Annotated in this window: 15 protein-coding genes; 11 read left to right on the top strand and 4 right to left on the bottom strand. The window is 65.0% G+C overall.

Annotation, left to right across the window (positions count from 1 at the left end; translation table 11 throughout):
• Positions 1-66: 66 nt before the first annotated feature.
• Complete coding sequence (locus tag ACOQFS_RS10565) at positions 67-846, bottom strand: SAM-dependent methyltransferase (protein ID WP_421562834.1); 780 nt, start codon at positions 844-846, stop codon at positions 67-69.
• Positions 843-1,442 (bottom strand): Maf family protein, encoded by a 600-nt coding sequence (locus tag ACOQFS_RS10560; protein WP_421562833.1) that lies wholly within the window; start codon positions 1,440-1,442, stop codon positions 843-845. Before ACOQFS_RS10560 ends, ACOQFS_RS10565 begins: the two co-directional genes overlap by 4 nt.
• A gap of 25 nt (positions 1,443-1,467) precedes the next feature.
• Here ACOQFS_RS10560 and ACOQFS_RS10555 point away from each other — a divergent pair, with 25 nt between their 5' ends.
• The 11 genes from ACOQFS_RS10555 to ACOQFS_RS10505 all read left to right on the top strand — a co-directional run bounded on the left by ACOQFS_RS10555 (position 1,468) and on the right by ACOQFS_RS10505 (position 9,758).
• Complete coding sequence (locus tag ACOQFS_RS10555) at positions 1,468-2,016, top strand: YceD family protein (RefSeq protein WP_421562832.1); 549 nt, start codon at positions 1,468-1,470, stop codon at positions 2,014-2,016.
• Positions 2,017-2,125: 109 nt separating this feature from the next.
• Positions 2,126-2,308 carry a 50S ribosomal protein L32 gene (gene rpmF, locus ACOQFS_RS10550; RefSeq protein WP_011794326.1) on the top strand — a complete coding sequence of 61 codons (183 nt, stop codon included), beginning with the start codon at positions 2,126-2,128 and terminating at the stop codon, positions 2,306-2,308.
• Between the two features lie 108 nt (positions 2,309-2,416).
• Positions 2,417-3,475 (top strand): phosphate acyltransferase PlsX, encoded by a 1,059-nt coding sequence (plsX, locus tag ACOQFS_RS10545; RefSeq protein WP_421562831.1) that lies wholly within the window; start codon positions 2,417-2,419, stop codon positions 3,473-3,475.
• Complete coding sequence (locus ACOQFS_RS10540) at positions 3,476-4,453, top strand: beta-ketoacyl-ACP synthase III (RefSeq protein ID WP_421562830.1); 978 nt, start codon at positions 3,476-3,478, stop codon at positions 4,451-4,453. It abuts the gene before it with no gap.
• Between the two features lie 59 nt (positions 4,454-4,512).
• Entirely contained in the window at positions 4,513-5,463 is a 951-nt protein-coding gene (gene fabD, locus ACOQFS_RS10535; protein WP_421562829.1) for an ACP S-malonyltransferase, read from the top strand.
• Entirely contained in the window at positions 5,460-6,212 is a 753-nt protein-coding gene (gene fabG / locus ACOQFS_RS10530; RefSeq protein ID WP_421562828.1) for a 3-oxoacyl-ACP reductase FabG, read from the top strand. Before fabD ends, fabG begins: the two co-directional genes overlap by 4 nt.
• 103 nt (positions 6,213-6,315) lie before the next feature.
• Positions 6,316-6,555, top strand: coding sequence for an acyl carrier protein (acpP, locus tag ACOQFS_RS10525; protein WP_003058049.1), 240 nt, complete (start codon positions 6,316-6,318; stop codon positions 6,553-6,555).
• Between the two features lie 51 nt (positions 6,556-6,606).
• The gene (gene fabF / locus ACOQFS_RS10520) at positions 6,607-7,851 is read left to right on the top strand and encodes a beta-ketoacyl-ACP synthase II (RefSeq protein WP_421562827.1); all 1,245 of its coding nucleotides are present in this window, start codon (positions 6,607-6,609) and stop codon (positions 7,849-7,851) included.
• Positions 7,852-7,929: 78 nt separating this feature from the next.
• Positions 7,930-8,436, top strand: a complete 507-nt coding sequence (locus tag ACOQFS_RS10515) for a hypothetical protein (protein WP_421562826.1) — start codon at positions 7,930-7,932, stop codon at positions 8,434-8,436.
• 13 nt (positions 8,437-8,449) lie between these two features.
• Positions 8,450-9,076 carry an RNA polymerase sigma factor RpoE gene (gene rpoE, locus ACOQFS_RS10510; protein ID WP_421562825.1) on the top strand — a complete coding sequence of 209 codons (627 nt, stop codon included), beginning with the start codon at positions 8,450-8,452 and terminating at the stop codon, positions 9,074-9,076.
• 10 nt (positions 9,077-9,086) lie between these two features.
• Positions 9,087-9,758 (top strand): sigma-E factor negative regulatory protein, encoded by a 672-nt coding sequence (locus ACOQFS_RS10505; RefSeq protein WP_421562824.1) that lies wholly within the window; start codon positions 9,087-9,089, stop codon positions 9,756-9,758.
• 215 nt (positions 9,759-9,973) lie between these two features.
• Here the strand turns inward: ACOQFS_RS10505 and ACOQFS_RS10500 are convergent, their stop codons facing one another.
• Both ACOQFS_RS10500 and ftsY read right to left on the bottom strand, forming a co-directional pair.
• Positions 9,974-12,646: an EAL domain-containing protein gene (locus ACOQFS_RS10500; protein WP_421562823.1), complete on the bottom strand. Its 2,673-nt coding sequence runs from the start codon at positions 12,644-12,646 to the stop codon at positions 9,974-9,976.
• A gap of 110 nt (positions 12,647-12,756) precedes the next feature.
• The gene (ftsY, locus tag ACOQFS_RS10495) at positions 12,757-14,169 is read right to left on the bottom strand and encodes a signal recognition particle-docking protein FtsY (protein WP_421562822.1); all 1,413 of its coding nucleotides are present in this window, start codon (positions 14,167-14,169) and stop codon (positions 12,757-12,759) included.
• Positions 14,170-14,173 lie beyond the last annotated feature (4 nt).

Below are 14,173 nucleotides of genomic sequence, written 5' to 3'. Positions count from 1 at the left end.
ACCGCGCGAGACCGGTTTATCGCGCGGTGCAGCCGATGCTCCTTCTGCCGCGCAGACTCATGGGCATCAGCGCCCCAGGGCAAAGACCATGGGAGTGCGGTTGTCGGGCAATGCCGTTTGCTCGCGCCACTGCCGTACCAGCTGGCTGCGGATGCGGGCCTCCGGCAGGGTGAGGCCGCTGGCAAGCGCCAGGCGCGTGGCGGGCTGCAGCGTTTGCACCAGCGCTTGCCACAGCGCGGCGTTGCGGTAGGGGGTTTCGATGAACAGCTGGGTCTGCCCTGTCTTCGCGGCCAGCGCTTCCAGCTCCTTGATACGCTGATTGCGCTCCTGCACATCCTGCGGCAGGTAGCCCACGAACGCAAAGTTCTGCCCGTTGAGCCCACTGGCGGCCAGCGCCAGCAGCAGCGACACGGGCCCCACCAGGGGCACCACAGGAACGCCCAGATCGTGGGCGGCCCGCACCACCGATGAGCCCGGGTCGGCCACAGCGGGCATGCCCGCCTCGCTGACGAGCCCCATGTCATGCCCTGCCAGTGCTGCCGCCAGCAGGGGACGGGCGTCGAACGGCGCCGAACCCTTGCTGCCGTGGTCGCCCTTCTTGTGCACTTCGCGCGGAAGCTCGGCGATCTGCTGCTGCTGCAGGGGAAGGGACAGCGGGTGCAGGGCATCCACGCGCTTGAGGTAGGCGCGCGTGCTCTTGGCGTTTTCGCACACCCAGTGCGTCAGCCGGGCGGCGGTCTGCAGCGTGTGGGCGGGCAGGGCATCCTGCAGCGGCACCTGGCTGTCGCAGCCAAAGTCGAGCGGCGCGGGCACCAGGTACAGCGTGCCGGGGGTGGGGCGGCTCATGGAAGCACCAGCCCCGCAGCGCGCAGCATGTGGCAGGTGCGGATGAGCGGCAGGCCGATGAGTGCGGTGGGGTCGTCGCTGTGGATGGCGTCCAGCAAGGCGATGCCCAGGCCCTCGCTCTTGGCGCTGCCGGCGCAGTCATAAGGTTGCTCGGCACGCAGGTAGCGTTCGATCTCTTCGTCCGACAACGGGCGAAAGCGCACTTCCACCGGGGCCAGGTCCGCCTGCTCAAAGCCGGTGGCCGTGCACACCACTGCCAGCGCCGTCTGAAAGATGACCGTCTGGCCGCGCATCTGGCGCAGCTGCTGCACCGCGCGGTCGTGCTCGCCGGGCTTGCCCAGGGGTTGGCCGGACAGGTCGGCCACCTGGTCGGAGCCGATGACCACCGCGTCCGGATGCTTACGAGCCACGGCGCGTGCCTTGGCGAGAGCCAGTCGCACTGCGAGTGCGCGCGGCGTCTCGCCGGGCAGGGGGGTTTCGTCCACATCGGGCGCGGCCACCGTGAACGGCAGGCCCAGGCGCTCCAGCAATTCACGCCGATAGCGCGAGGTGGAGCCCAATACCAGAGGGCGCTGCAGGGAGGGGGGTTGAAGCATGCGCCGATTCTCTTACACTGCCGCCATGACCAAGGAATTCTCCCCGCACCGGCTGGATGTGAAGGCCTTCGCCCAGGCAGGCGCACGGCTGGCGGGCCACGATTCACTGCTCAAGTACGAACGCCTGGCGCAGGAGGCCAAAGGCCTGCACCCCGACCTGCTGGTGGACTGGGAGGCTGTGGGCGAAATCCGCACCGCCATGGGGGGAATCAGCCAGGTCTGGATGCGCGTCGCGGTCCGCGCCACCTTTCCCATGGAATGCCAGCGGTGCCTCACCCCGGTGGATGTGCCGCTGGAAGTGGCGCGCGAATTCCGCTTCGTGGCGGACGAAGCCACCGCCGAAGCGCTGGACGACGAGTGCGAGGAAGACCTGCTGGCCTTGAGCCGCGAGTTCGACCTGCATGAACTCATCGAGGACGAACTGCTGATGGCGCTGCCCGTGGTGCCCAAGCACGACGAATGCCCCACGCAGGTGCCACTTGCGTCCTCCGATGATGATTTTGAAGAGGCCAACGCCGAAAAGCCCAACCCGTTTGCTGCGCTGGCATCGTTGCGCAAGGATGCCAAGGGCTGATCTGGCCTCAAAAACCATTTGGGTTATAATCGTGGGCTTCACGCGAACCCCATCGTGTCTATTTGGGCTGATCGCGTATTTACCAACCCATTCCAGATCAGGAGCCATCATGGCCGTTCAGCAAAACAAGAAGTCCCCCTCCAAGCGCGGCATGCACCGCTCGCACAATGCCCTGACCGTGCCGGGCATTGCCGTGGAACCCACCACCGGTGAAACGCACCTGCGCCACCACATCAGCCCCAACGGTTTCTACCGTGGCCGCCAAGTGCTGAAGAACAAGTCTGAAGCCTGATTTTTCGCCTCATCCAAAGGCCCGCTGCTACAAAATCAGTAGCGCGGGCCTTTGTTTTGACCATTGCACTCTTCTTTCGGCCCTGCGGGCCGGCCGGACAAGTCGCCCATGATCACACTGGCTGTTGACTGCATGGGGGGCGACCATGGCCCCCGCGTCACGCTCGCGGCGTGCCGCCAGTTTCTCGAACACCACCCCGACGCCCGCCTGCTTTTGGTGGGTTTGCCTGACAGTCTGAGCGGCTTTTCCTGCGACCGTGCCACGGTGGTGGCTGCGTCGGAAGTGGTGGCCATGGATGACCCCGTGGAGGTGGCGCTGCGCAAGAAGAAGGATTCTTCGATGCGGGTGGCCATCCAGCAGGTGAAGGACGGTGCGGCCGCGGCCGCAGTGTCCGCCGGCAACACGGGCGCGCTGATGGCCATTGCGCGCTACCTGCTCAAAACGCTGGACGGCATTGATCGTCCCGCCATTGCCACCCAGATGCCCAATGCCGCTGGCGGCGCCACCACGGTGCTGGACCTCGGGGCCAATGTGGACTGCTCGGCGGAGCACCTGCTTCAGTTTGCAGTCATGGGCTCCGCCCTGGTGTCCGCCCTGCGCGAGGGAGGGGGCGGCGAGCCTACCGTGGGTCTGCTCAATATTGGTGAAGAAGTCATCAAAGGCAGTGAAATCATCAAAAAAGCCGGTGAATTGCTGCGATCTGCCGGGAATGCCGGAGATCTGAACTTTTTTGGCAATGTCGAGGGCAATGATATTTTCAAGGGCACGGTCGACATCGTGGTGTGTGACGGTTTTGTGGGCAATGTGGCCCTCAAGGCCAGCGAAGGCGTCGCATCCATGATCATCGGTGCGCTCAAGGCAGAGTTTTCTCGCGGCATCTTCACCAAAGTTGCGGCCATCGTCGCGTATCCGGTTCTAAAAGCGCTCATGAAGAGCATGGACTACCGTCGTTACAACGGCGCGGCACTGCTGGGCCTGCGTGGCCTAGTGTTCAAGAGCCACGGATCGGCCGACGCGATGGCTTTCGAGCAGGCTTTGAACCGGGCGTATGATGCAGCCCGCAACAACCTGCTCGACCGTGTCCGGAACCGGATTGCGCACGCGGCGCCACTGCTGGTGTCTGCAGATGCCCAGCCCCAGCCTGGCGAAGCGGCGGCAACGAACTAGATGAGACGTTATTCCCGCATCACCGGCACTGGCAGCTATCTGCCACCTCGCCGGCTGACCAATGCCGACCTGGTGGCTGAACTGGGCCAACGCGGCATCGAAACCTCTGACGAATGGATTGTGGAGCGCACCGGCATCCGTGCGCGCCATTTCGCGGCGCCCGATGTGGCGAGCAGCGACCTGGGGTTGGAGGCCGCGCGCAATGCGCTGCAGGCAGCGGGCCTGCAGGCCACCGATATCGACCTGATCATCGTCGCCACGTCCACGCCGGACATGGTGTTTCCCTCCACGGCCTGCATTTTGCAGAACAAGCTGGGCGCCAATGGTTGCCCCGCATTCGATGTGCAGGCAGTGTGCAGCGGTTTTGTCTATGCCCTGTCGGTGGCCGATGCCATGGTCCAGACGGGTGCGGCCAGCAAGGCCCTGGTCATCGGGGCCGAGGTGTTCAGCCGCATCTTGGACTTCAACGACCGCACCACCTGCGTTCTGTTCGGCGACGGTGCCGGGGCGGTGGTGCTGGAAGCCTCGGACACCCCCGGGATTCTTTCCAGCGACCTGCACGCCGATGGCAAGCATGTGGACATTCTCTGTGTGCCCGGCAACGTGGCGGGCGGCCAGGTGCTGGGTGATCCCTTGCTCAAGATGGATGGCCAGGCGGTCTTCAAGCTGGCGGTGGGGGTGCTCGAGAAGGCTGCCCACGCGGCGCTGGCCAAGGCCGGAATGACCGAGGCGGACATCGACTGGCTGATTCCGCACCAGGCCAACATCCGCATCATGCAGGGCACGGCCCGCAAGCTGAAGATGTCCATGGACAAGATCGTGGTCACCGTGGACCAGCATGGCAACACGTCGGCGGCGTCCATTCCGCTCGCGCTCGACCACGCAGTGCGCAGCGGGCAAGTAAAAAAGGGAGAAACCCTGCTGCTGGAAGGCGTGGGCGGCGGTTTTACCTGGGGTGCTGTGCTCCTAAAGTTATAGCTTTCAGCGCTTGCTGGATAAGCGCTGAAGCACATTTTTGTTCATATTTCTGAAGCGTGATGAAGACTTTCGCATTTGTCTTTCCGGGGCAGGGCTCGCAGTCGGTGGGCATGCTCGACGGATGGGGCGAGCACCCGGCCGTGGTGCAGACCCTGCAGGAGGCGTCGGACGCCCTGGGTGAAAACCTGGGCGCCTTGATCCAGGACGGCCCCAAGGAGGCGCTGGCGCTCACCACCAACACCCAGCCCGTGATGCTGGTGGCCGGTGTGGCGGCGTGGCGGGTTTGGCGCGCCGAGGGGGGCGCTGCTCCGGCTGCCGTGGCTGGACATTCGCTGGGTGAATATTCGGCGCTGGTGGCCGCAGGAGTGTTGACGCTCGCGCAGGCGGCTCCCCTGGTGCGCCTGCGCGCAGCCGCCATGCAGGAGGCTGTGCCGGTGGGCTCGGGCGCCATGGCGGCCATTCTGGGCATGGAGGCGTCTCAGGTCATTGCCGGTTGTGAGCAGGCCCAGGCGTCCTTCGGTGAAGGCTCGACCGAGATCGTGGAGGCCGTGAACTTCAACGACCCCATCCAGACCGTGATTGCGGGCACCAAGGCAGGTGTCGAGAAAGCGTGTGAAATGTTGAAGGCCGCAGGCGCCAAGCGTGCACTGCCGCTGCCGGTGTCGGCGCCGTTCCATTCCAGCCTGATGAAGCCTGCGGCGGAGAAGCTCAAGGCGGCCCTGGCCGACGTGGTGCTTGCGGCGCCGCAGATCCCGGTGGTGAACAACGTGGATGTGGCAGTGCAGGAAGGGGCGGATGCCATCCGCGACGCTCTGTATCGCCAGGCATTTGGCCCGGTCCGCTGGGTCGAATGCGTGAAGGCGCTGAAGGCGCGCGGCGTGACCCACATCATTGAAAGCGGCCCGGGCAAGGTGCTTGCAGGCCTGACCAAGCGCATCGACCCCGAGCTGGTCGGTGCCGCCCTTTTTGATACGGCCACCCTGGCCGAAACCCGGGAGTTGCTGGCATGAGCGAATCCGCATCCTCATCTGCGGCGCCGGTTGCGCTGGTCACGGGCGCAACCCGCGGCATCGGAGCCGCCATTGCGCTGGAGCTGGCCGTGCGCGGCTATCAGGTGGTGGGCACCGCCACGACGGACGACGGCGCTGCGCGCATCACCCAGGCCCTGGCGGCCCATGCCGGGTGCCGCGGGGTTAACCTGAACGTGAACGATGGCGCGGCCCTCGACGCCTTGATCGATGGCATCGTCAAGCAGCAGGGCGGCCTGCACGTGCTGGTCAACAACGCGGGCATCACCCGCGACACCCTGGCCATGCGCATGAAGGACGACGACTGGGATGCGGTGCTGGACACCAACCTCAAGGCGGTGTTCCGTGCGAGCCGCGCCGCCATCCGTCCCATGATGAAGCAGCGCTTCGGGCGCATCATCAGCATCACAAGCGTGGTGGGCGCATCGGGCAATCCGGGTCAGGCCAACTATGCTGCCGCCAAGGCCGGTGTGGCAGGCATGACGCGCGCGCTGGCGCGCGAGCTGGGCAGCCGCGGCATCACCGTGAACTGCGTGGCCCCGGGATTCATCGAGACCGACATGACGGCAGCGCTGCCCGAGGAGCAGCAAAAAGCGCTCAACGCGCAGATCCCCCTCGGCCACATGGGGCGCCCGCAGGACATCGCACACGCGGTGGCCTACCTGGCATCCCTCGAGGCAGGCTATGTGACGGGGCAGGAGTTGCACGTCAATGGCGGCATGTACATGTAATTGAGGCAAGTTAACGCCGGTTAGTCCGTACGGCGGGCTGTTTAGGGGCCACTCCTTAAGCGGCTAGAATCGCGGATTCATTCACAACCCCCAGAGGGAAACCATGAGCGATATCGAAGCACGCGTCAAAAAGATCATTGCCGAACAACTCGGTGTGGAAGAGTCTCAGGTCACCAACGAGAAAGCCTTCGTGGCAGACCTCGGTGCCGACTCCCTCGACACCGTGGAACTGGTGATGGCACTGGAAGACGAGTTCGGCATCGAGATCCCGGACGAAGACGCCGAGAAGATCACGACGGTGCAAAACGCCATCGACTACGCCAACACCCACCAGAAGGCCTGAGCGGCGCGCTGCGCCTGACTCAAGCGATTTCCAAGCAGAAGGTTTTTACGCATGAGCCGTCGTCGCGTTGTCGTGACCGGCCTGGGATGCGTCAGCCCCGTGGGCAACACGGTGGCCGATTCCTGGGCCAACCTCCTTGCCGGGCAATCCGGCATTGACCTCATCACCAAGTTCGATGCATCGAACTTCGCCTGCAAGATCGCAGGCGAGGTCAGGGGTTTTGACCTGGAGTCATACATCAGCGCCAAGGATGCGCGCGCGATGGACACCTTCATCCACTTCGGGGTCGCTGCGGCGGCGCAGGCCGTGCAGGATGCCGGTCTCCCGACGGGAGAGGCGCTCAGCGAAGAATTCGCCACACGCATCGCCTGCGTGATCGGCTCGGGCATTGGCGGCCTGCCGCTGATCGAAGACACACACGCCGAACTCACCAACCGCGGCCCCCGGCGCATCACGCCGTTTTTCGTGCCAGCGTCCATCATCAACATGGTGGCGGGCCATGTGTCGATGCGTTTCGGCTTCAAGGGGCCGAACTTGTCGGTGGTGACAGCCTGCACGACAGGACTGCACTGCATCGGCGAAGCGGGCCGCATGATCGAATACGGCGATGCCGATGTGGTCGTGGCAGGGGGGTCGGAGTCGACGGTGTCCCCGCTGGGCATTGGCGGCTTTGCCGCAATGCGCGCGCTGTCGACCCGCAACGATGATCCCAAGACCGCGTCACGTCCCTGGGACAAGGACCGGGACGGATTTGTGCTGGGCGAAGGCGCCGGCGTGATGGTGCTGGAAGAGTATGAGCACGCCAAGGCCCGCGGCGCCAAGATCTACGCCGAGCTGAGTGGCTTTGGCATGAGTGCCGATGCCGGGCACATGACGGCCCCCAACATGGACGGCCCCCGCCGTGCCATGCTCAACGCGCTGCGCAATGCCGGTGTGAACGCAGACCAGGTGGATTACCTGAATGCCCATGGCACGTCCACGCCGCTGGGCGACATCAACGAGACCAATGCCATCAAGGCGGCGCTCGGTGACCATGCCTACAAGACCGTGGTGAGCTCGACCAAGTCCATGACGGGCCATCTGCTGGGTGGCGCCGGGGGCATCGAGAGCATCTTCACGGTGCTGGCCTTGCACCACCAGAAGGTTCCGCCCACCATCAATCTGTTCAATCAGGACCCGGAGTGCGACCTGGACTACTGCGCCAACACGGCGCGTGACATGAAGATCGACGTTGCCGTCAAAAACAACTTTGGTTTTGGTGGCACCAATGGGACGCTGGTCTTCAAGCGCGTCTGATCCGTCAGGCTCCCGCTTACCACCACCAAGGTTTGTGAGCGATCCCGGCACAGCCCGTCGCCGTGCGGCGCAAGGCAGATGATGGGGATCTCGCGGTCGCCGCCCTCCGTCTCGTACCCGCTGGGGCGCAGCCTGGCGCTGGGTGGTCTGTTGATCGCGTTGGCGTGCGCGGGTCTGGGCGTGCTGTCGCTGTGGGCCTGGATGGGTGCAAGCGACAAGGTGGGGGCGGTGTGGGCATCCTTCGCTCTCTGGGGCGCATTCTCGGTCGCGGCCTTTCACCTCTGGTGCCACCAGTGGTGCGGTGTGCTGCGGTGGGACGGACGCTACTGGCAACTGGACAGAGCCCCCGGCCAAAGCGGCGACAGTCGGGCACTTTCTGGTGCGCCTGCGGTCCTTCTGGATCTGCAGTCCCATCTCTGGATTTCTGTCGCGCCTCTCGGGCTTGGCCGTACCTGGCTGTGGCTGGAGCAATCCCGCCAGCCCGAGAGATGGCTGGATCTGCGCCGTGCGGTATATTCGCGCGCCACGCCGGGCGCTGACGACAACGCTGACAAGACCGCCCTGGCCGGCCGCCATGGGGCGTGATTTTTAAGAATTCATGACTGTTACCCCGCCTTCCCCCTCCGAAGACAGCGACCTCCAACTGGTGGAGCGCACGGTGGCAGGCGATCAGCGCGCGTACGAGTTGCTGGTGCTCAAGTACCAGCGCCGCATCGAGCGCCTCATCGGCCGCATGGTGCGGGACACGGACCTGATCCCTGACATCGCCCAGGAAACCTTCATCCGCGCTTACCGCGCACTGCACCAGTTCCGGGGTGAGGCGCAGTTCTACACCTGGCTCTACCGGATTGCCGTCAACACCGCCAAGAAGGCGTTGATGGACATGAAGCGCAACCCGGTGATCTCCGAGAACGCCCTGCGTGCTGGAGACGACGAAGATGAAACTTCCCGCCTGGGGCATGAACTAATCAGCGAAGAAACCCCCGAAACCGTTCTCGCAGCCCGAGAAATTGCGCTGACCGTCAACGCGGCCATGGAGGCTTTGCCTGACGATCTGAGGCAGGCAGTGACGCTGCGAGAAATCGAGGGGTTGAGCTATGAAGAGATCGCCACCGCGATGGGGTGCCCCATCGGCACGGTGCGGTCTCGGATTTTCAGGGCGCGAGAAGCCATTTCTGCGCGCGTGCGACCCTTGCTTGAAAACCAGTCAGGCAAACGATGGTGAGGTATTGGAAATGAACCAGGCTGTAGCAGGTAACGACGGGGCTTTGAAGGGGCCGACCAAGGTGGACGAACGGGACGCGCGCTGCGAGCAGCTGTCTGCCCTGGCCGATGGCGAGCTGGATGGCGATGAGTGGGCGCAGGCGCTGGAGTTTGCCTGCGAGGAACAAGGTCAGTCCACCTGGGCGGTGTACCAGTTGGTGGGCGATGTGCTGCGCTCCCCGGATCTCGCCCAGACGGGTGATGCCGCGTTCCTTGCCCGGTTGCGTGCCCAACTGGCCCAGGAGCCTGTGATGCCCCGGCCGGCGGTGGAGTCCACCCGCGCCCCTGCGCAGGGCCTCGTGGCAGCGCCTGCGGGTGCGGTGGATGCAGCGGCCAACGCGTCCGTATTTCGATGGAAGATGGCCGCCGGGTTCGCATCGCTTGCGGCTGTCGCTGCAATCGGCTGGAGCTCGCTCGCAACCCTGCAAAGCCCTGGCGCCGCTGCAGGCGCGCAGCTGGCTTCGGGGCCTGAACCCAGCGCTCCCGTCATTGCTGTTGCCGAAGGCGATGGACAGCAGGTCATGATTCGAGACCCTCGCCTGGACGAGTTGCTCGCAGCGCACAAGCAGTTTGGCAGCACGTCGGCATTGCAGATGCCGGCCGGCTTTCTTCGCAACGCAACCTTTGAATCTCCCGGTCGATAGAGGGAGGTGAAGGTGGCGCGCGGCGTGATGAATGCGATGGGCAACTTCAACCTGGGAGTCTGCGCGGCAAAAGGATCATCGGCTGCGACGCACGATAAACCGGTCTCGCGCGGTACCACCGCCTGCGCCCAGGGGGCCACCCTGGGCTTATCGGTAGCACCACGCGATCCTCCGTTTTCGCGCGTTTCGCTCGACGCCTTCTACCGCGCGGACGCCTAGCCGGGGGGTGGTGTCTGGTGGGCCCGCTCTTGCAGGGCTCTGCGTTCGAAGTCAGCCAATGGCAGGGGTCGACCGAAAAGGTAGCCCTGAAAGGTACGGCATCCATGGGAGCGAAGGAATTCGAGGTGTGCCTGCGATTCCACCCCTTCCGCGATGACATCCAGCCCCAGGCTGTGTGCCAGCGCAATGATGGACTGCGCGATGGCCGCGTCGCTTGGATCGAGCAGCACGTCCAACACAAAGCCCTGGTCGATCTTGATCTGGTTGAGCGGCAGGCGTTTGAGGTAACTGAGCGACGAGTATCCGGTGCCAAAGTCGTCTAGCGAGAAGCCCAGCCCAAGATTGCGCAAGGCGTGCATGGTTGTCACCACGTGGTCCACGTTGTCCAGCAGCAGGCTTTCGGTCAGTTCGAGCTTGATGCGAGACGGGTCTGCGCCAGACTGTTGCAACGCCCCGCTCACTTGCTGCACGAAGTCGTCCTGCAAAAACTGCCGTGCACTCACGTTGATCGACAGCCCCAGATGCGCAAGGCCTGGGTCTTCGTGCCACTGCGCCTGTTGGCGCAGCGCGGTCTCCATGATCCACAGGCCCAGCGGCAGGATTAGCCCGGACTCTTCGGCCAGTGGGATGAATTCCGAGGGTGGCACCATGCCATGTACCGGGTGCTGCCAGCGCACCAGTGCTTCTGCGCCCACTATTCGCCCCTGCGCGTCCACCTGCGGCTGGTAGAGCAGCAGGAACTGCGCTTGCCGCAGGCCTGCGTGCAGTTCGGCCTCCAGCAAGGCGCGTCGGTTCACGGCCTGCTGCATGTCGGGGTCAAAAAATCGCAGCGTGTTACGCCCGGCGTCCTTGGCACGGTACATGGCGAGGTCGGCTTGCTTGAGCACCTCGTCCACTGTGTCAGCCCGATCGTTCATCAGCGTCACACCGATGCTGGCGGTGAAGTGGTGCTCACTCCCTGCCAGTTGATAGGGCTGCCGCAATTGCGCCAACAGCAGTTCGCCCAGCGTACGGGCTTGCGCTGCAGCCTCGTCCGGCACGCCGCTGAGGTTCTGTAGCACCACCACGAACTCGTCTCCGCCCAGCCGCGCGACAGTGTCCTGCTCGCGAACACTGCTTCGCAGCCGCAGCGCCACCTCCCTCAGCAACAGGTCGCCCACTTCGTGCCCACGCGAGTCGTTCAGCGTCTTGAAGTTGTCCAGGTCCACAAACAACACCGCAGCCACCAAGCCCGAGCGCGCACTGTTGGCCAGCACCTGCTGCAGACGGTCCACCAGCAGTCGGCGGTTCGGTAATTGGGTCAGTGCGTCGTAGAAGGCCAGATAACGCGCCTCCTCCTCGGCCGCCTTGCGGCCTGAAATGTCGATGTCTATGCAGAACATCTCGGGGGCATGGCCCGGCACCTGAATGTAGGCGTGGCTCGAAAATACGTGCACCAGAGAACCGTCTTTGCGTTGCAACTGCAGCTCGCCCGCGGGCATTGCCTCACCGGTGGCAAACATCTGCTCCACATTTTCACGGACTGAGTCCCGCAAGGGCGGTGGGATGATGAGATCCAGTAGATTGCCGCCAAGCGCCTCTTCTGCGGTGTACCCATACAGCTGCTCGGACGCCCGATTCCAGTAGCTGGTGGTCCCGTCGCGCAGATAGCCTTGTACGGAAATGGACGGAATGTTGCGCAGCAGTGAGCGAAAACGGAGTTCCGATTCGCGCAGTGCGCCCTCAGCCTGCTTGCGGTGGGTGCAGTCTCGTGCCAGAAAAACCACTGCCGGTTGGCCACCTACCCCCGCGGATAAGGGCTGTGCGCGCCCCTCAAAATGGCGGGGGCCCGCTTGCGTGTCGATTTCGTACTCGATGCTGCGCGTCTGGCCAGAGCTCAGTGTGTCGTCGATCAGCGTCATGAAACGGTCGACCTGGTCAGGTGGCAGCACGTCATGAATCCGCCTGCCAAGGAGATGGCTCGCGCTGGCGACCAGCGAGTCGTTATCTGGTGACAGCACCTCCGCATAGCGGCCCTGGGCGTCGAGCACCAGCAGTACATCGGGTATGGCCCGCGTGATAGCGTGCAGCCTCGCCGCAGTGTCTTGCAGTGCCACCTCGGTGGCAAGGCGCATCTCCACGTCGCGCAGCAACAAGCCAAGCACGACCGTGGCAGGCGTGAAGGTCAGCAGGAAGGGCAGGGCGAGGGTCTCGTTGACGCGCGTTGCCACCGCAGGGGGGAGCAACTGGAACAATCCGATCACCGCCGTGTGCAGCAACAGTCCGAAAATCGCCAGCGGCAGCGGCTCTACGCCCAAGCGGCCGCGTGCACGACCCGCGCGGTACACCAGCCCCATGACCGTGCAAAACGTGATCACCAGCACGCCCACCTGCGCACCCGAGCCACCCAGCCACAACCGACCGGTGATTGCCATGAGTGCAGTGATGACCGCCACCACCGGGCCCCCGAACAGGCCGGCCATGCTCAGCACCACTGAGCGGGCGTCGAAAATGACACCCGGCATCAACACGACCGGCGTGAGCATCCCCACCACACAGATCCCGCCGAAAAGAACGCCGGAGAACACTTGCCCAACGCGTGGGCGCTGACGCCATACCCGAATGTTGACCCCGTGAAGGAAACACAGGGCCAGCAGCAATGCCACGCCTTTGACAAGTTCGATGAACATGGACCTTTCGTGCGCTTGCAACGAATCGAAAAGCCATGATGGGGGAAACGCCCCATTCCGTAAATGCGAAATTCACCCGTGGGGGCAATATTGGGCCTTGGAGCCCTCGTTCACGACAGAAGGGCCTGCGCGAACTCGCGTGCGTTGAAGGTTTCCAGGTCTTCGAGCTTCTCGCCCACGCCGATGAAGTACACGGGCACGGGCCGCTCCTGCGCAATGGCGGCCAGCACGCCGCCCTTGGCCGTGCCGTCGAGCTTGGTGACGATGAGGCCCGTGAGCTGCAGGGCGTCGTCGAACGCGCGCACCTGGGCCAGCGCGTTCTGGCCGGTGTTACCGTCAATGACCAGCAGCACCTCGTGGGGCGCCGTGGCGTCGGCCTTGGTGACCACGCGGCGGATTTTCTTCAGCTCTTCCATCAGGTGCAGCTGTGTGGGCAGGCGGCCGGCCGTGTCCACCAGCACCACGTCCTTGCCGCGCGCCTTGCCCGCCGTCACGGCGTCAAAGCTCACGGCGGCCGGGTCGCCGCCCTCCTGGCTCACGATCTCCACCGTGTTGCGGTCGGCCCAGACGCCCAACTGCTCGCGCGCTGCCGCGCGGAAGGTGTCGGCCGCCGCCAGCAGCACGGCCGCGCCTTCTTGCGCCAGGTGCTTGGTGAGCTTGCCGATGGAGGTGGTCTTGCCCGCGCCATTCACGCCCGCCACCATGATCACGGTGGGCGTGTGCTCGCCGATGACCAGGGGTTTTTCCAGCGGGCGCAGCAGGTCGGCCAGCGCGTCGGCCAGCAGGCCCTTCACGGCGGCGGGCTCGGTGGCCTTGGCCTCCTTCACGCGGCGCTTGAGGTCGGCCAGCAGGTGGGTGGTGGCCTTCACGCCGGTGTCTGCCATCAGCAGGGCTTCTTCCAGCTCGTCATACAGCGCGTCGTCGATCTGCGTGCCGGTGAACACCGTGGTGATGCTCGTGCCCGTCTTGCGCAGGCCGCTTTTGAGGCGGTCGAGCCAGCCCTTGCGCTCGGTCGCAGGGGCCGGGGCGGTGGAGGCAGCCACGGGCACCGCAGCCGGTGCGGCGGGCAGGGGCGCGAGCGACGGTGGCGCTGCGTTCGGCGCAGGCACGAGGGGCGATGGTGGCGCCGGGACGGCGACTGGAACAGCCGGGGTCGGCACAGGCGCGGCGGGCGCCACGGGTGCGGCGGGCACGGTGGGTGCCACGGGCGCCGATGGCGGTGTGGCGGCCGGGGCGGCGGGAGCGGCCACGGGCGCGGGAGGTGGCAGCGCCACAGTCGGGCTGGTGGGGGCGGCCGCCGGCACCGTGGGCTCTGGCGGCTTGGTGCCGAACGGGTTCTTCAGCCAGCCAAAGGCCGAGGGTGCCGGTGCGGGTGCCGGTGAGGGGGCGGTCGGGGGCTGGGTGGCCGGTGTCTGGGATGCAGGTGCTGCAGATGCAGGAGGTGCATCAGGCGCCAAAGGGGGGGCGGTGTCCGGGGCCGGGGTGGCCTCGGGGGCGGGCTTTTTCTTGAAAAAACTGAACATTGGC

Origin of the sequence: Paracidovorax sp. MALMAid1276, assembly GCF_049198005.1 — a bacterium.
Taxonomy (GTDB): domain Bacteria; phylum Pseudomonadota; class Gammaproteobacteria; order Burkholderiales; family Burkholderiaceae_C; genus Acidovorax.
This window is presented reverse-complemented; position numbering and strand designations above follow the sequence as displayed.